This is a genomic window from Pseudomonas sp. 86_A (assembly GCF_017491705.1).
In the GTDB taxonomy this organism is placed as follows: Bacteria; Pseudomonadota; Gammaproteobacteria; order Pseudomonadales; family Pseudomonadaceae; genus Aquipseudomonas; species Aquipseudomonas koreensis.
In genome coordinates this window covers 82,882-100,414 of record NZ_JAFGYS010000017.1, presented here as the reverse complement: position 1 = coordinate 100,414, position 17,533 = coordinate 82,882, and the positions used below count along the sequence as shown (strand labels likewise).

Annotated in this window: 15 protein-coding genes; 11 read left to right on the top strand and 4 right to left on the bottom strand. The window is 61.4% G+C overall.

All coding sequences use genetic code 11. The features are described from left to right. The first annotated feature begins 57 nt into the window (after positions 1 to 57). The 3 genes from dnaQ to J5M57_RS24235 all read left to right on the top strand — a co-directional run bounded on the left by dnaQ (position 58) and on the right by J5M57_RS24235 (position 3,944). Complete coding sequence (dnaQ, locus tag J5M57_RS24245; protein WP_003224164.1) at positions 58 to 816, top strand: DNA polymerase III subunit epsilon; 759 nt, start codon at positions 58 to 60, stop codon at positions 814 to 816. Between the two features lie 243 nt (positions 817 to 1,059). Then, positions 1,060 to 3,315: an Orn/Lys/Arg decarboxylase N-terminal domain-containing protein gene (locus J5M57_RS24240; RefSeq protein WP_207849290.1), complete on the top strand. Its 2,256-nt coding sequence runs from the start codon at positions 1,060 to 1,062 to the stop codon at positions 3,313 to 3,315. A gap of 14 nt (positions 3,316 to 3,329) precedes the next feature. After that, positions 3,330 to 3,944 (top strand): GNAT family N-acetyltransferase, encoded by a 615-nt coding sequence (locus tag J5M57_RS24235; RefSeq protein WP_064587201.1) that lies wholly within the window; start codon positions 3,330 to 3,332, stop codon positions 3,942 to 3,944. Here the strand turns inward: J5M57_RS24235 and J5M57_RS24230 are convergent. Continuing rightward, the gene (locus J5M57_RS24230; RefSeq protein WP_207849291.1) at positions 3,910 to 4,803 is read right to left on the bottom strand and encodes a LysR family transcriptional regulator; all 894 of its coding nucleotides are present in this window, start codon (positions 4,801 to 4,803) and stop codon (positions 3,910 to 3,912) included. The two genes, J5M57_RS24235 and J5M57_RS24230, sit on opposite strands and share 35 nt — an antisense overlap. An 85-nt stretch (positions 4,804 to 4,888) precedes the next feature. Then, positions 4,889 to 5,125, bottom strand: coding sequence for a hypothetical protein (locus tag J5M57_RS24225; RefSeq protein WP_064587205.1), 237 nt, complete (start codon positions 5,123 to 5,125; stop codon positions 4,889 to 4,891). 184 nt (positions 5,126 to 5,309) lie between these two features. Between J5M57_RS24225 and J5M57_RS24220 the strand changes: the two genes are divergently transcribed. Both J5M57_RS24220 and J5M57_RS24215 read left to right on the top strand, forming a co-directional pair. Next, positions 5,310 to 5,867, top strand: coding sequence for an NAD(P)H-dependent oxidoreductase (locus J5M57_RS24220; RefSeq protein ID WP_207849292.1), 558 nt, complete (start codon positions 5,310 to 5,312; stop codon positions 5,865 to 5,867). Positions 5,868 to 6,023: 156 nt separating this feature from the next. Then, positions 6,024 to 7,307, top strand: a complete 1,284-nt coding sequence (locus tag J5M57_RS24215) for an arsenic transporter (protein ID WP_064587209.1) — start codon at positions 6,024 to 6,026, stop codon at positions 7,305 to 7,307. A gap of 133 nt (positions 7,308 to 7,440) precedes the next feature. Here J5M57_RS24215 and J5M57_RS24210 read toward each other — a convergent pair whose 3' ends face one another. Then, positions 7,441 to 8,391, bottom strand: coding sequence for a DUF1853 family protein (locus tag J5M57_RS24210; RefSeq protein WP_207849293.1), 951 nt, complete (start codon positions 8,389 to 8,391; stop codon positions 7,441 to 7,443). Between the two features lie 115 nt (positions 8,392 to 8,506). Between J5M57_RS24210 and J5M57_RS24205 the strand changes: the two genes are divergently transcribed. Genes J5M57_RS24205 through pepN form a run of 6 tightly spaced genes read left to right on the top strand, consistent with a single transcriptional unit; the run spans position 8,507 to position 15,022 of the window. Further along, on the top strand, positions 8,507 to 9,397 hold the full coding sequence (locus J5M57_RS24205) for an NAD(+) kinase (protein ID WP_003224174.1): 891 nt from the start codon (positions 8,507 to 8,509) through the stop codon (positions 9,395 to 9,397). Continuing rightward, on the top strand, positions 9,397 to 10,368 hold the full coding sequence (locus J5M57_RS24200; protein WP_169840491.1) for a metallophosphoesterase: 972 nt from the start codon (positions 9,397 to 9,399) through the stop codon (positions 10,366 to 10,368). Before J5M57_RS24205 ends, J5M57_RS24200 begins: the two co-directional genes overlap by 1 nt. Then, positions 10,365 to 11,234: a rhomboid family intramembrane serine protease gene (locus tag J5M57_RS24195; RefSeq protein ID WP_169840490.1), complete on the top strand. Its 870-nt coding sequence runs from the start codon at positions 10,365 to 10,367 to the stop codon at positions 11,232 to 11,234. The genes J5M57_RS24200 and J5M57_RS24195 overlap by 4 nt, the downstream gene beginning before the upstream one ends. 32 nt (positions 11,235 to 11,266) lie before the next feature. After that, a complete protein-coding gene (locus J5M57_RS24190) occupies positions 11,267 to 11,527 on the top strand; it encodes a DUF1315 family protein (RefSeq protein ID WP_003224178.1) in 261 nt (86 codons plus the stop codon). After that, positions 11,524 to 12,354, top strand: coding sequence for a DUF2797 domain-containing protein (locus tag J5M57_RS24185; RefSeq protein ID WP_064587217.1), 831 nt, complete (start codon positions 11,524 to 11,526; stop codon positions 12,352 to 12,354). Before J5M57_RS24190 ends, J5M57_RS24185 begins: the two co-directional genes overlap by 4 nt. Positions 12,355 to 12,364: 10 nt before the next feature. Next, entirely contained in the window at positions 12,365 to 15,022 is a 2,658-nt protein-coding gene (pepN, locus tag J5M57_RS24180) for an aminopeptidase N (RefSeq protein ID WP_207849294.1), read from the top strand. Positions 15,023 to 15,156: 134 nt separating this feature from the next. Here the strand turns inward: pepN and katG are convergent, their stop codons facing one another. Continuing rightward, positions 15,157 to 17,427 carry a catalase/peroxidase HPI gene (katG, locus tag J5M57_RS24175; protein WP_207849295.1) on the bottom strand — a complete coding sequence of 757 codons (2,271 nt, stop codon included), beginning with the start codon at positions 17,425 to 17,427 and terminating at the stop codon, positions 15,157 to 15,159. Positions 17,428 to 17,533 lie beyond the last annotated feature (106 nt).

Here is a 17,533-nt window from a genome sequence, read left to right as displayed (position 1 = left end):
CGAGCGTGTTAACATCGCCGCTTTTGCACGATTGACCCCGTTGAGAATTGAACACTGATGGCCACCAGATCCGTTGTACTCGATACCGAAACCACCGGCATGCCGGTGACCGATGGTCACCGGATCATTGAGATCGGCTGTGTCGAACTGATCGGTCGGCGCCTGACGGGCCGGCACTTTCACGTCTACCTGCAACCGGATCGCGAAAGTGACGAAGGCGCGATCGGCGTCCACGGCATCACCAACGAATTTCTCGTCGGCAAGCCGCGTTTCGCCGAGGTGGCCGACGAGTTTTTCGAGTTCATCAACGGCGCGCAGCTGATCATCCATAACGCGGCGTTCGACGTTGGCTTCATCAACAACGAATTCGCCCTGATGGGTCAGCACGATCGCGCTGACATCACCCGACACTGCACCATCCTCGACACCCTGATGATGGCCCGGGAACGTCACCCGGGGCAGCGCAACAGCCTCGACGCCTTGTGCAAACGTTATGGCGTCGACAACTCCGGCCGTGAACTGCACGGCGCCTTGCTCGACTCGGAGATTCTCGCCGACGTCTACCTGACCATGACCGGTGGCCAGACCAGCCTGTCGCTGGCCGGTAACGCCTCCGACGGCAATGGCACGGGCGAGGGCGCGGACAACTCCGCCACCGAGATCCGCCGCCTGCCGGCTGACCGCCAGCCTGCGCGGATCATTCGGGCGACGGAAGAGGAACTGGCGGCGCATATGGCGCGGCTGGAAATCATCGCCAAATCCGCCGGTGGCCCGGCGTTGTGGACGCAGATTGCCGAGGCTGACGCTCAGGCCTGATCCCCCCCTGTGGCGAGGGAGCTTGCTCCCGCTTGGCTGCGAAGCAGTCATAAAACCTGAATGCACATTGCTGCTGAACGAATACCGGGGGCCGCTTCGCGCCCCAGCGGGAGCAAGCTCCCTCGCCACAAAAGCCGAGTCAGGCGCATGAAGCCAACTGGCCACCCTCGCCACTTTCGCTGCAACCCTCTACCCTGAGTGCATTGGCAGACTTTGATCCGCCGCCTCAGGACACTGAGCCTCATGTACAAAGATTTGAAGTTTCCGGTGTTGATCGTCCACCGCGACATCAAGGCCGACACGGTCGCCGGGGACCGTATCCGTGGCATCGCCCGGGAGTTGGAGCAGGAAGGTTTCAATATCGTTTCGGCCATCGACTACACCGAAGGGCGGTTGGTGGCGTCGACCCATCATGGTCTGGCGTGCATGCTGATCGCGGCCGAAGACGCCAGCACTAACTCGCACTTGCTGCAGAACATGGCCGAACTGATCGGCCTGGCCCGGGTGCGGGCGCCGGATCTGCCGATCTTCGCCCTGGGCGAACAGGTCACGCTGGAAAACGCCCCGGCCGATGCCATGGCCGAACTCAATCAACTGCGCGGCATTCTCTATCTGTTCGAAGACACCGTGCCGTTTCTCGCGCGGCAAGTGGCGCGGGCCGCCCGCAAGTATCTGGATGGCCTGCTGCCGCCGTTCTTCAAGGCGCTGGTGCAACACACCGCCGACTCCAATTATTCCTGGCACACCCCGGGTCATGGCGGTGGCGTGGCGTATCACAAGAGTCCGGTGGGCCAGGCCTTTCACCAGTTCTTTGGTGAAAACACCCTGCGTTCGGATTTGTCGGTGTCGGTGCCGGAGCTCGGCTCGCTGCTTGATCACACCGGGCCGCTTGCCGAAGCGGAAGAACGCGCCGCGCGCAACTTCGGCGCCGATCACACGTTTTTCGTGATCAATGGCACCTCGACCGCCAACAAGATCGTCTGGCACTCGATGGTCGGCCGTGATGACCTGGTGTTGGTGGATCGCAACTGCCACAAGTCGGTGTTGCACGCGATCATCATGACCGGGGCGATCCCGTTGTATCTGTGCCCGGAGCGCAATGAACTGGGGATCATCGGCCCGATTCCGCTGAGCGAATTCAGTCGCGAATCGATTCAGGCCAAGATCGACGCCAGCCCGTTGACCAAGGGCCGCGCTCCGAAAGTCAAACTGGCGGTGGTCACCAATTCGACCTATGACGGCTTGTGCTACAACGCCGAACTGATCAAACAAAGCCTGGGCAATAGCGTCGAAGTGTTGCATTTCGATGAGGCGTGGTACGCCTACGCGGCGTTTCACGAGTTCTTCGCCGGGCGCTACGGCATGGCCACCTCGCGCACGGCCGACAGCCCGCTGGTGTTCACCACCCACTCCACGCACAAACTGCTCGCCGCGTTCAGCCAGGCCTCGATGATTCATGTGCAGGACGGCGGCGCCCGGCAACTGGACCGTGACCGTTTCAACGAAGCGTTCATGATGCACATCTCGACCTCGCCGCAATACAGCATCATCGCCTCGCTGGACGTGGCCTCGGCCATGATGGAAGGCCCGGCCGGGCGTTCGCTGTTGCAGGAAACCTTCGACGAAGCCTTGAGTTTCCGCCGCGCGCTGGCCAATCTGCGCCAGCACATCGCCGCCGATGACTGGTGGTTCTCGATCTGGCAGCCACCTGGAGTCGAAGGCATCGACCGGGTGCAGACCGAAGACTGGCTGCTGAAACCGGACGCCGACTGGCACGGTTTCGGCGAGGTCAGCGACGACTATGTGCTGCTCGATCCGATCAAAGTGACACTGGTGATGCCCGGCCTGAATGCCGGTGGCGCGCTGAGCGAGAAGGGCATCCCGGCGGCGGTGGTCAGCAAGTTCCTCTGGGAGCGCGGACTGGTGGTGGAGAAAACCGGGCTGTATTCGTTCCTGGTGCTGTTCTCGATGGGCATTACCAAGGGCAAGTGGAGCACGCTGCTCACCGAGTTGCTGGAGTTCAAGCGCAGTTACGACGCCAACGTCAGTCTGGCAACTTGCCTGCCCTGCGTGGCGCAACAAGACACCGCACGCTATCGCGGCATGGGCCTGCGTGACCTGTGCGATCAATTGCATGCCTGTTACCGCAGCAACGCCACCGCCAAACACCTCAAGCGCATGTACACGGTGCTGCCGGAGATCGCCATGAAGCCGGCCCACGCCTACGATCATCTGGTGCGCGGCGAGGTCGAGGCGGTGCCGATCGATGAGCTGGAGGGGCGAATTGCGGCGGTGATGCTGGTGCCGTATCCACCGGGCATTCCGCTGATCATGCCCGGCGAGCGCTTTACCGAGTCGACGCGCTCGATCATCGACTACCTGAAATTTGCCCGCACGTTCGATAGCAGTTTCCCCGGTTTTGTCGCTGATGTGCATGGACTGCAACATGAAGATGAAGGCAATGGACGACAGTACACTGTCGATTGCGTGAAGGAATGAGGACTTTTCCGAGTATGCAACCGGTCATGAATCCGAAATACCCAGGGCTGTCGGTGCGCGTCGCCGACGATGGTTTTGCGGCCTACATATGGGGCAGCGATTTCAGTTTCGAGGTAACTGCCTATGGCGCGGCAGTGGTCGGCCAGCCGGTGGCGCAGTGGGCCGTGACGCCGATTGTGCCGTACCGCAAATGCTATGGCATCGATCCCGAGGAATTCAGCAGCTACCGTGATGCCGCCGACAGTGCGATTTTCATGGCGTATCTGGACGACGAGCCGGTGGGGCATCTGGTGATCAGCACCAACTGGAACGGTTTCGCGCACATCGATGAGCTGGCGGTGCATGCCCCGGCACGACGGCACGGGGTGGCAAAAGCGTTGCTGGATGTGGCGCAGTTCTGGAGCCGCAAGAAAAAGCTGCCGGGGATCATGCTCGAAACCCAGAACAACAATCTTGGCGCCTGTCGCCTGTATGAGCGTTGCGGCTACGAGATTGGCGGCATCGACCATCTGCGTTATCGCGGCATTGATCCGAACACCGCGGAAGTTGCGCTGTTCTGGTATCGACTGTTCGATAACCCGCTGGAACACCCGCTCAACTCGCCAGCATCGCCTCGGCTTGTTCCGTGACGATCGTCAGCAGCGTCTGAATCGCCGCCGGCGTGGCGCTGTGTCGGTAGGTCAATGCATACAGACTGATCGGCACCGCCGGCGACAACGGGCAGACATCCAGTCCGCCGGCCCGTGCGCCGAGGGCGGTGAACGGGTCGACGATGGCCAGGCCTTCACCGGCCTCGACCATGCTGCGCATCATCTGGTGGGTTTGCACCCGGGTCTGGATGCTTGGCGCCGGGCGCAGGGCCTGTAGCTTGTTTTCCAGCGCCGGACTTAACGGGTCCTGACCTTCGAGGCCGACCATCGCCTGGCCCGCCAGGTCCTGCAGGGAAATGTATTTCTGCTTCGGTTGCAGCCAGCCGTGGGGCGCGAGCAGTTGCAGCTTGCCTTGGGCCAGTGGCTGGGCATGGATGTCGGGGTGTTCGGGGTCGTGCAGGCTGAGGCCCAGATCGCTTTCGCGCAGCAGCAGGCTGCGGACGATGTCACAGGTGGCGGCACTGAGCAGGCGGCAAGGTGCGTCCGGCAAACGCCGACGCAGCAGGGCGATACTGTGTGGCAACAGGTGTTGCGCCAGCGGTGGGGTGCCGATGAGGCGCAGGGGCGGGGCGAGGTATTGTTTAAGGCTGCTGGCCAGGCGTTGCACCGGCTCCAGCGCGGCATAGACGTGAGCGATCTCGACTTGCAGCGCCCGCGCTTCAGGCGTCGATTGCAGGCGGCCGCGAACGCTGGCGAACAACATGAACCCCAACTGACTCTCGGCTTCGTGCAATCGCTCTTCGACGTCGGCCACCGGCAACTGCAGCCATTCGGCGGCGGTACCCAGGTGACCGGTCTGCAAGAGCGCCTGAATCACTTCGATATGACGTAAACGCATGCGTGAAGTCCATGTTCAGCAGGTGGGGTCAGTGGCTGAATCCTACCCCAAGTCTGCGCATATGACTTCTGCTCATAACGCGCGGTTATTGAGCGACGGTTGGCTCGGGTTCACGGATCAGGGTGATGTCCGACTGAACCAGCAGAAACTCATTATCACTGAGCTTCTTGACGCGATCGCCAATCGCCAGTTTGTAGGTGGTGACAGGCTCCATGCCGGTGAGACCGTCTGCCGACGGGGTGGATTCCTGGAACTCATGCACGGAATAAACGCGGCCTTCCGCATCTCTTGCATGGAACTGACCGACGAGTACTGCTGCCATCTGCTTAGAACCTCTGGAGATAAAACGCTTGATTTGCGGCTTGGTAGACCGTCATCAAGCCCTGTAAGTTTTCCTACAGGAAAAAAAATAATCAGCGCGAGGGAATTTCCCTTGCTCGCTGGTGAAACCGTCATCGAATCATCTATAACTACAGGCTCTTCCCACGGACAGTCGAGAGTCTTCCATGAGCAATGTCTACAACGTCGCTGTAGTCGTCGGCAGCCTGCGCAAAGCATCGATCAACCGCAAAGTCGCACTGGCGCTGGCCGAGCTGGCACCGGCGAACCTGAAACTGAAGATTGTCGAAATTGGCGATCTGCCACTTTATAACGAAGACATCGACGGCGATTCACCGCCGGCAGCCTACAGAACTTTCCGCCAGGAAGTCGGCTCTTCCGACGCGGTGCTGTTCGTCACCCCGGAATATAACCGCTCGGTGCCGGCGCCATTGAAGAATGCGATTGACGTGGGATCCCGGCCTTATGGCAAAAGCGTCTGGGGCGGCAAACCGGGGGCGGTATTCAGTGTGTCGCCGGGGGCCATTGGTGGTTTCGGCGCCAACCAGCATCTGCGCCAGTCGTTCGTGTTTCTTGATGTGCCGTGCATGCAGCAGCCGGAAGCGTATCTGGGCGGCGCGGGCAATGCGTTTGACGAGGCGGGCAAGTTGAGCGAGTCGGTGAAACCTTTTCTGCAGAATTTCATCAATGCCTACGGACAATTCGTAGAGCAACACAAAAAATAAGCCATACCTGGAACACAATGTAGGAGTGAGCCTGCTCGCGATAGCGGTGTGTCAGTCCATTGATTGGTAACTGACAGTCCGCTATCGCGAGCAGGCTCACTCCTACAGTTTTTGGTGTTGGCTTCACTTCTCCATTTCAATCTAAGGCTGTCGCGAATGCTCGCTGCGTCACTCATCTTCCTGCTGACCATTACCCTTGTCATCTGGCAACCCAAAGGCCTCGGGGTCGGCTGGAGCGCGACGCTTGGCGCCGTGCTGGCGCTGATCTTCGGTGTGGTGCACCTGAGCGATATTCCGCTGGTGTGGCAGATCATCTGGAACGCCACCGGCACTTTCGTCGCGTTGATCATTATCAGTCTGTTGCTCGACGAAGCCGGTTTCTTCGCCTGGGCCGCGCTGCACGTGGCGCGCTGGGGGCGGGGCAGTGGGCGCAAGCTGTTTGCCTTCATGGTCCTGCTCGGCGCGCTGGTGTCGGCGCTGTTCGCCAATGACGGCGCGGCGCTGATCCTTACCCCGATCGTGATTTCGATGCTGTTGGCGCTGCGCTTTTCGCCGGCGGCAACCCTCGCATTCGTCATGGGCGCGGGCTTCATTGCCGACACCGCGAGCCTGCCGCTGGTGGTGTCGAACCTGGTCAACATCGTTTCGGCGGACTTCTTCCATATCGGCTTCAACCGCTATGCGGCAGTGATGGTGCCGGTCAACTTTGTCAGCGTGGCCGCAACGCTCGGCGTGTTGCTGTGGTTCTTCCGCCGCGACATTCCCAAGGCCTACGACCCCGAACAGCTCGACCCGCCGCACACGGCGATCCACGACAAAGCCACGTTCTACGCCGGTTGGGCGGTGCTGGTGATCCTGCTGATCGGCTGCTTCTTCCTTGAACAACTGGGCATCCCGATCAGCGCGATCTCGGCGGTCTGCGCCGCGCTGCTGCTGGGGATCGCCGCCCGTGGCCACAAGATTTCCACGCGCAAGGTGCTGAAAGAGGCGCCGTGGCAAATCGTGATCTTCTCCCTCGGCATGTATCTGGTGGTCTACGGCCTGCGCAATGCCGGGCTGACCAGCTATCTGGCCGGTTGGCTGGATGTGTTCGCCGGTTATGGCGTGTGGGGCGCAGCCATGGGCACCGGGGTGCTGACCGCGTTGTTGTCGTCGATCATGAACAATCTGCCGACGGTGCTGATCGGGCTGCTGTCGATCGACGCCAGTCAGGCCAGCGGTGTGGTCAAGGAAGCGATGATCTACGCCAACGTGATCGGCAGCGACCTGGGGCCGAAGATCACCCCGATCGGCAGTCTGGCGACCTTGCTCTGGCTGCATGTGCTGGCGCGCAAGGATATCCGGATTGGCTGGGGGTATTACTTCAAGGTCGGGATTGTGCTGACGGTGCCGGTGTTGTTGATTACCTTGGCGGCTTTGGCTTTGCGGTTATCCCTTTAGACCGAGTCGGCCTTATCGCTGGCAAGCCAGCTCCCACAGGTTTTGTGCTTTGGCTCAGATAGCGAGTAAACAGAAGATCCCTGTGGGAGCTGGCTTGCCAGCGATGGTGCCGGCACACACACACTAAAAAATCTCAGGCCTGCCCCGGCACATTCGGCCAAAGATCCGCCACCAGAAACAACCGCTCTGCCTCTTCCCATTCCCCCTGCGCATTCTCGATCAGGCGCACCATCAGCTGCGCCGGGGCCAGCGGTTCCAGGGCGTCCAACCACAGTTGCAGGTGTTCCGGGGTCCAGGTCTGGTCGCCCGGGTAGTGTGCCGGCGCCAGCCACGCATGGCGGGGCAGGGGTTGCCAGCGTCCGGGCGGGCGTTGGGCGACGAATGCCGGCCAGTCTTTCTGATGCAGCCAACTGCCGCGCAAGTGTTGCGGATGCGCGCCGCTCGGTGATGCAGAGGTGCCGGGCCACGGATACAGCAGATAACCGCCCAGCCACAACTGCGCACTGAACACTTCAATATCCAGCTTCGCCAGCGCCGCACGGCTTTCCGGGCGCGCCGAGATCGGCAATTGATGTTCGGCCAGATGCGCCAGTTTGCGGTCCAGTCGATCATGACAGCCCGGCCCCAGCCATTGCGCCGGGTCATGGCCGTCGCCGTGCTGCGGGCCGAGGTAGAGCTTGATCGCCAGTTCCAGATGATGCACGCCGTCGCGGTCGCGCAGCAGCATGTCCAGCTCGCCGAGGGTGTGGCCTTCGCGGCGGATCGGCAGGTTGGCGGCAATCAGTTCGATGCCCGGGGCATGCTGTACGGCAAACTGCCACAACCGCTCGTAATACAGGCCCAGCCGCCGGGTGCGCGCCTGGGACAACCAATGCAGCAAGCCATAACTGTCGCGATCCAGTTCCCGCAGCCACTGCTCCAGGCGCTGCGGATCGCTGACCCAGTCGCTGCCGGCCAGCGGATGGCGCTGCGGCCACGGCGTTGTTGCGAGCATCGGCGGGGCAAGAATCACCCACGCCAGATCCCGCACTTCCGGATGGCGTAATTGGTGTGGCAACTGGAGCAGGTCGGGAAACAGGATCATCTTGCGAGCATAGCCTGAAACACGAGCGCGCCCTTGAGGCTGAAAGGATTTTGTCTATGGCGGGCTTTCGCCCATAATCGTGCTTTTCGCGTTTTCGATTGTCCGCAGAGGTCCCATGGAGCAATTTCGTAATATCGGCATCATCGGTCGCCTGGGCAGTTCCCAGGTGCTGGATACCGTCCGCCGACTGAAACGCTTTCTGCTCGATCGTCACCTGCACGTGATTCTCGAAGACACCATCGCTGAAGTCCTGCCGGGCCACGGCCTGCAGACGTCGTCGCGCAAGATGCTCGGCGAAGTCTGCGACATGGTCATCGTCGTCGGCGGCGACGGCAGCCTGCTCGGCGCCGCCCGGGCGCTGGCCAAACACAATATTCCGGTGCTGGGGATCAACCGTGGCAGCCTCGGCTTTCTGACCGATATTCGCCCCGATGAGCTGGAAGTCGAAGTGGCCAAGGTGCTCGACGGCCATTATCTGGTGGAAAACCGCTTCCTGCTGCAAGCCGAAGTTCGCCGGCATGCCGAGGCCATCGGCCAGGGTGATGCGCTGAACGATGTGGTGCTGCACCCGGGCAAATCGACGCGGATGATCGAGTTCGAGCTGTACATCGACGGCCAGTTCGTCTGCAGCCAGAAGGCCGACGGCCTGATCGTCGCCACCCCGACCGGCTCAACCGCGTACGCACTGTCCGCCGGCGGGCCGATCATGCATCCCAAGCTCGATGCCATTGTGATTGTGCCGATGTACCCCCATATGTTGTCGAGCCGGCCAATTGTGGTCGATGGCAACAGTGAGCTGAAAATCGTCGTGTCGAAAAACATGCAGATCTATCCGCAGGTCTCCTGCGACGGACAGAACCACTTCACCTGCGCGCCGGGCGACACCATCACCGTCAGCAAGAAAGCCCAGAAGCTGCGGCTGATTCACCCGCTCGACCACAACTACTACGAAGTCTGCCGGACCAAGCTCGGCTGGGGCAGCAAGTTGGGTGGTGGAGGCGACTGATGCTCGATCCCGCGCGCAGTTATGACTTGATTGGTGACGTGCACGGATGCGCCCTGACCCTCGAACACTTGCTTGACCGACTCGGTTATCACAAGCAGGGTGGGGTCTGGCGGCATCCATCGCGCATGGCCGTGTTCGTCGGCGACATCATTGACCGTGGCCCGCGGATCCGCGAGGCGCTGCACATCGTCCACGACATGGTCGAGGCCGGGCAGGCGCTGTGCATCATGGGCAACCACGAATTCAATGCATTGGGCTGGAGCACGCCGGCGCTTCCGGGCAGCGGCAAGCAGTTCGTCCGCGAGCACACGCCGCGCCATGCACGCCTGCTGCAGGAAACCCTGACCCAGTTCGAAGACCACCCCGGCGACTGGCATGACTTCCTCAACTGGTTCTACGAACTGCCGCTGGTGGTCGATGCCGGGCGATTCCGCGTGGTCCACGCCTGTTGGGATGCCAGCCTGATCGAACCGTTGCGCGGGCTGTTTGCCGATGCGCGCATCGATGAACACTTTCTCCAGGCCTCGGCCGTGCCCGGCAGTTTCGCCAGCACCGTGTTCGACCGCCTGCTGCGCGGCACCGACATGCGCCTGCCGGATGGCCTGACCATGACCAGCGGCGACGGTCTGGTGCGTTCGTTCTTCCGCACCAAGTTCTGGGAAGACGACCCGAAAACCTACGGCGACATCGTCTTCCAGCCGGACGCACTGCCGGAGCCGGTGGCGCAGAAGCCGCTGACCTCCAGTGAAAAAAACAACCTGCTGCGCTATGGGGCCGACGAGCCGTTGCTGTTCGTCGGCCACTACTGGCGCAGCGGCAAACCGGCGCCGATCCGCCCGAACCTCGCGTGTCTCGACTACAGCGCGGTGCTCTACGGCAAACTGGTGGCCTATCGTCTGGATCAGGAAACCCGCCTCGATCCGCATAAATTTGTCTGGGTCGATGTCGAGCGGCCGGAGGTGCTGCAATGAGTGCGGTAGCGGTATTGCGTCTGCCACTGGCGGTGGACCTGAGCGGTTTCGTCAAGCTGCTGCAACGGATGCAGGTGCCGCATCGGGTCAGCGAAGAGGCGGGCGAACAGGTGCTGTGGGCACCGGCGGAAATCAGCGAGGACGTGCGTTCGCTGTACGAGCGTTTCCCGGCCGGCGATCCCGATCAGCAACTGGACATCCCGGTGGCCCCGACCTTCAAGCGTCCGAGCTTCGCCGAACAACTCAAACACGCCAAGGCCACCGGGTTGATCCTGCTGCTGAGCCTGCTGGTCGGTGGCCTGACCTATCTGGGCGATAACCTTGAGACGGTGCGCTGGCTGACCTTCCTCGACTTCCGCGTGGTCGGCGAGTACATCCAGTTCACGCCGCTGGCCGACAGTCTGGCGGCGGGGCAGTGGTGGCGGCTGTTTACGCCGATGCTGCTGCACTTCGGCATCCTCCACCTGGCCATGAACGGCATGTGGTACTGGGAGCTTGGGCGGCGAATCGAGTCGCGCCAGGGCAGCATCAATCTGCTCGGCCTGACGCTGTTGTTTGGCCTGGTGTCGAACTACGCGCAGTTTGCCTGGAGCGGCCCGAGCCTGTTCGGCGGTCTGTCCGGCGTGCTCTACGGCTTGCTCGGCCATTGCTGGATCTTCCAGTTGCTGGCACCGAACCCGGCGTATCGCCTGCCGCGCGGCGTGCTGGTGATGATGCTGGTGTGGCTGGTGATTTGCATGTCCGGGCTGGTCTCGATGATCGGTTTCGGCCAGATCGCCAACGCCGCCCATGTCAGCGGGTTACTCATCGGTTGCTTCACCGGTTTGTTGGGTGGTTTGTATAACCGCCGTAAACTGGCCGCTTAAATTTTCTGTAGATAAAGAGCACGGAGACCCAGATGTCCTCTTTTAACGACATGATCAAGAACATCACCCCGGACATCTACGAGAGCCTGAAACTGGCCGTGGAAATCGGCAAGTGGTCTGACGGTGGCAAACTCACCGCCGAACAGCGTGAGCTGTCGCTGCAGGCGATGATCGCCTGGGAAATCCAGAACCTGCCTGAAGACCAGCGCACCGGTTACATGGGCCCGCAAGAATGTGCGTCGAAATCGATCGAAGTGCCGAACATCCTGTTCAAGTCGGACGCTATCCATTGATCGAGATTGGCCGCGGTGCAATCAGCAAAATGTCGGCACGCCTGGACGGGCCGAACGTGCAATACGCGTTTCGTCTGGATGACGTCGAGGTGCCGGTCAATCCCATGATCGGCAGCACGGTGCGTCTGGAATACCTGGGGGCAATTCATTGCACCCATTGCGGGCGCAAGACCAAAACCAGTTTCAGCCAGGGTTACTGCTACCCGTGCATGACCAAACTGGCGCAGTGCGACATCTGCATCATGAGCCCGGAACGCTGCCACTTCGAGGCCGGCACCTGCCGTGATCCAGCGTGGGGCGAGCAGTTCTGCATGACCGATCATGTGGTCTATCTGGCCAACTCGTCGGGGATCAAGGTCGGGATCACCCGCGCCACGCAACTGCCAACCCGCTGGCTGGATCAGGGCGCGAGTCAGGCGCTGCCGATCATGCGCGTCGCCACGCGTCAGCAGTCGGGCTTCGTCGAAGACCTGTTCCGCAGTCAGGTGGCAGACAAGACCAACTGGCGCGCACTGCTCAAGGGCGACGCGGCAGCGGTGGATCTGGCTCAGGTCCGCGATCAGTTGTTTGAAAGCTGTGCCGAAGGCTTGCAGGGGCTGCAACAGCGATTCGGCCTACAGGCGATTCAGACGATTGCCGATGTCGAACCGCTCGAAATCCGCTATCCGGTCGAGCAATACCCGGCCAAAATCGTCAGCTTCAACCTGGACAAGAACCCGATTGCCGAAGGCACGCTGCTGGGGATCAAGGGCCAGTACCTGATCTTCGACACCGGCGTGATCAACATTCGTAAGTACACGGCCTATCAGCTCGCCGTGCATCAATAAGGATTCCAGCATGCGCACCGAACAACCGAAGATGATTTACCTGAAGGACTATCAGGCGCCCGAGTACCTGATCGACGAGACGCACCTGACCTTCGAGTTGTTCGAGGACCACAGCCTGGTCCACGCGCAACTGGTGATGCGCCGCAACCCCGAGCGCGGCGCGGGCCTGCCCCCGCTGGTGCTTGATGGCCAGCAACTGGAGCTGCTGTCGGTGACCCTGGCCGATCAGGAACTCGGCGCCGACGACTATCAACTGACGGAAAACACCCTGACCCTGCAACCGGCCAGCGCTTCCTTCACGGTCGACACCAGCGTCAGAATCCACCCGGAAACCAACACCGCGCTGGAAGGCCTGTACAAGTCCGGCACGATGTTCTGCACCCAGTGCGAGGCCGAAGGCTTCCGCAAGATCACCTATTACCTCGACCGCCCGGACGTGATGAGCAAGTTCACCACCACGGTGGTCGCCGAGCAGCACAGCTATCCGGTGCTGCTGTCCAACGGCAACCCGATTGCCTCCGGCCCGGGCGAAGACGGCCGGCACTGGGCGACCTGGGAAGACCCGTTCATGAAGCCGGCGTACCTGTTTGCGCTGGTGGCCGGTGATCTGTGGTGCGTTGAAGACACCTTCACCACCATGACCCAGCGCAACGTCGCGCTGCGCATCTACGTCGAGCCGGAAAACATCGACAAGTGCCAGCACGCGATGAACAGCCTGAAGAAGTCGATGCGCTGGGACGAAGAGGTCTACGGTCGCGAGTACGATCTGGACATCTTCATGATCGTCGCGGTGAATGACTTCAACATGGGCGCGATGGAAAACAAGGGCCTCAACATCTTCAACTCCAGTGCCGTGCTGGCCCGCGCCGAAACCGCCACCGATGCCGCGCACCAGCGGGTCGAGGCGATCGTCGCCCACGAATACTTCCACAACTGGTCGGGCAACCGCGTGACCTGCCGCGACTGGTTCCAGCTATCGCTCAAGGAAGGCTTCACGGTATTCCGCGACGCCGGTTTCTCTTCGGACATGAACTCGGCCACGGTCAAGCGCATTCAGGACGTGGCGTACCTGCGTACCCACCAGTTCGCCGAAGATGCCGGCCCGATGGCCCACGCGGTGCGTCCGGACAGCTTCATCGAGATCTCCAACTTCTACACCCTGACCGTGTACGAAAAGGGCTCGGAAGTGGTCGGCATGATCCACACCCTGCTCGGCGCTGAAGGCTTCCGCAAGGGCAGTGACCTGTACTTCGAACGCCACGACGGCCAGGCCGTGACCTGCGACGATTTCGTCAAGGCCATGGAAGACGCCAACGGTGTCGACCTGACCCAGTTCAAGCGCTGGTACAGCCAGGCCGGCACACCGCGTCTGGCGGTGAGCGAGTCCTACGACGCGGCGGCGAACACCTACAGCCTGACCTTCCGCCAGAGCTGCCCGGAAACCCCGGACAAGGTGGAAAAACTGCCGTTCGTGATCCCGGTCGAACTCGGTCTGCTCGACAGCAAAGGCAACGAGATTGCCCTGCGTCTGGCCGGTGAAGCGTCGGCGCAAGGTACCAGCCGCGTGATCTCGGTGACCGAAGCCGAGCAGACCTTCACCTTCGTCGACATCGCCGAACACCCGCTGCCCTCGTTGCTGCGTGGCTTCTCGACGCCGGTGAAGCTGAGCTTCCCGTACAACCGTGACCAGTTGATGTTCCTGATGCAGCACGACAGCGATGGTTTCAACCGCTGGGATGCCGGTCAGCAACTGTCGGTGCAGGTCCTGCAAGAACTGATCGCCCAGCAGCAGAAGGGCGAGAGCCTGGTGCTCGATCCGCGTCTGATCTCGGCGCTGAAAACCGTGCTGTCCGACGAGTCGCTGGATCAGGCCATGGTGGCCGAAATGCTCTCGCTGCCAAGCGAAGCCTACCTGACCGAAATCAGTGAAGTGGCGGATGTCGAGGCGATCCACAACGCTCGCGAATTTGCCCGCAAGCAACTGGCGGACAACCTGTTCGAAGCGCTGTGGCTGCGTTATCAGGCCAACCGCGACCTCTCCAGGCAAACGCCGTATGTGGCCGAGGCCGAGCACTTCGCTCGTCGTGCGCTGCAGAACATTGCGCTGTCGTACCTGATGCTCAGCGGCAAGCCGGAGGTGTTGGCCGCGACCCTTGAGCAGTTCGAAAACAGCGACAACATGACCGAGCGCCTGACTGCGCTGGCCGTACTGGTCAACTCGCCGTTCGAAGAGCAGAAGGCCCTGGCACTGGCGAGCTTCGCCGAGCACTTCAAGGACAACCCGCTGGTCATGGATCAGTGGTTCAGCGTGCAGGCCGGCAGCACGTTGCCCGGTGGTCTGGAGCGCGTGAAAGCCTTGATGCAGCACAAGGCGTTCAACATCAAGAACCCGAACAAGGTCCGCGCACTGGTCGGTGCGTTTGCCGGGCAGAACCTGATCAACTTCCACGCCGCCGACGGTTCGGGCTATCGCTTCCTCGCGGATCTGGTGATCGAACTGAACGGTTTCAATCCGCAGATCGCTTCACGCCAACTGGCGCCACTGACCCGCTGGCGCAAATACGACAGCGCCCGTCAGGCGTTGATGAAAGGCGAGCTGGAGCGGATTCTGGCATCGGGGCAGTTGTCGAGTGACGTGTACGAAGTGGTGAGCAAGAGTTTGGCGTAAAACTCGCCTGATCAATCTCTCAGGCAAACACCAAACCCCGTAGGAGCTGCGGCACGCTGTGATCTTTTGACTTTGATTTTTCAAGATCAGAATCAAAAGATCGCAGCGTGCCGCAGCTCTTACAGTTTATTGCGTTATTTCAGGTCAAACCGATCCAGGTCCATCACCTTGGCCCACGCCGCCACGAAGTCCTTCACGAACTGTTCGTTCGCATCAGCACTCGCATACACCTCGGCCAGCGCCCGCAGAATCGCGTTGGAACCAAACACCAGATCGACTCGCGTCGCCGTCCATTTCACGCTGCCGGTCTTACGTTCGCGTCCTTCGAACTCGTCCGCTGCCGGTGACGTCGGTTTCCACTCCACACCCATGTCCAGCAGGTGGGTGAAGAAGTCATTGGTCAGCGTTTCAGGGCGAGTGGTGAACACGCCATGCCGGCTTTGTCCGACGTTGGCCCCCAATACCCGCAGACCACCGACCAGCACGGTCATTTCCGGCGCGGAGAGGGTCAGCAGTTGCGCCTTGTCGATCAGCAGCGCTTCGGCCGACACGGTGTATTTGCCCTTGCTGTAGTTGCGGAACCCATCGGCAATCGGCTCGAGGAAACCAAACGACTCGACGTCGGTTTGTTCCTGAGTCGCATCCGTGCGCCCTGGGTTGAACGGCACAGACACCGAGTGCCCGGCGTTTTTCGCCGCTTGCTCGACCCCGGCATTACCCGCCAGCACGATCAGGTCCGCCAGCGAAACTTTCTTCCCGGATGAACCGCTATTGAACTCGTTCTGAATGCCTTCGAGGGTTTTCAGCACTTTGTCCAGTTGCTCCGGCTGGTTGGCCTGCCAGAACTTCTGCGGCGCCAGACGCAGACGCCCGCCATTGGCGCCGCCACGCTTGTCGGAACCGCGGAACGTCGATGCTGCAGCCCACGCGGTGGACACCAGTTGTGACACCGAGAGGCCGGACGCCAGCACTTTGCTTTTCAGCGCTGCGGCATCGTTGTTGTCGATCAGCGGGTGAGTGGCGTCAGGAATCGGGTCTTGCCACAACAGTTCCTCGTTGGGCAGTTCCGGGCCGAGGTAGCGCGACAGCGGGCCCATGTCCCGATGGATCAGCTTGTACCAGGCGCGGGCGAAGGCGTCCGCCAGTTGATCCGGGTTAGCCAGGAAGCGTCGCGCGATCGGTTCGTAGATCGGGTCGAAGCGCAGCGCCAGGTCGGAAGTAAGCATGGTCGGCGAGAGTTTCTTGCTCGGATCATGTGCATGCGGCACGGTGCCAGCCCCGGCGCCGTTTTTCGGTTTCCACTGGTGCGCACCGGCCGGGCTCTTGAACAGTTCCCACTCGAAGCCGAACAGGTTTTCCAGGTAATTGTTGCTCCATTGGGTCGGGGTGGTGGTCCAGGTCACTTCGAGGCCGCTGGTGATGGTGTCGGCGCCCTTGCCGGTGCCGAACGCGTTGCGCCAGCCGAGGCCTTGTTCCTCCAGCCCGGCCGCTTCCGGCTCAGGCCCGACATTGTCGGCAGGGCCGGCGCCGTGGGTTTTGCCGAAGGCGTGACCACCCGCGATCAGGGCCACGGTTTCTTCATCGTTCATGGCCATGCGGCCGAAGGTTTCGCGGATATCGCGCCCCGATGCGACCGGATCGGGATTGCCTTCAGGGCCTTCCGGGTTCACATAAATCAGGCCCATCTGCACGGCGGCCAACGGGTTTTCCAGATTGCGTTCGCCCTGATCGGTGCGACTTTCCTCTTTGCCATGCAGATCCGGTTCGGCCACCAGTGTGCCGTCACCGGGTTCCTGCATGGCCGACTTGTCTTTGCCGTAACGGCTGTCGCCGCCCAGCCATTCGTGCTCCGAACCCCAATACACGTCTTCATCCGGCTCCCACACATCGGGGCGGCCGCCGGAGAAACCGAAGGTCTTGAAGCCCATCGATTCCAGTGCGACGTTGCCGGTGAGGACGATCAGGTCGGCCCAGGAAATGTTTCGTCCGTATTTCTGTTTGATCGGCCACAGCAGGCGCCGCGCCTTGTCGAGGCTGACGTTGTCCGGCCAGCTGTTGAGCGGGGCGAAACGCTGTTGCCCGGACCCGGCGCCCCCACGGCCATCGGCGGTGCGATAGGTGCCGGCGCTGTGCCAGGCCATGCGCACAAACAGTGGACCGTAGTGGCCGAAGTCGGCCGGCCACCAGTCCTGGGAATCGGTCATCAGTGCGCGCAGGTCTTGTTTGAGCGCCTGGAAGTCCAGGCTTTTGAAGGCTTTGGCGTAGTCGAAGTCCTTGCCCAGCGGATCGGACTTGGGCGAGTGCTGGCTGAGGATCTTCAGGTTCAGTTGATTCGGCCACCAGTCACGGTTCGTCGTACCACCACCGGCGGCGTGGTTGAACGGGCATTTCGATTCGTTTGCCATGTTCGGGTCCTTATCAGGTCTTCTACGGCCGGCTCGTGCCGACTTCGGACTAGTAAGGCTAGACCCGAGTCGGGCAGTCAGCTAATAGGCCGACTATTGGGGGCTG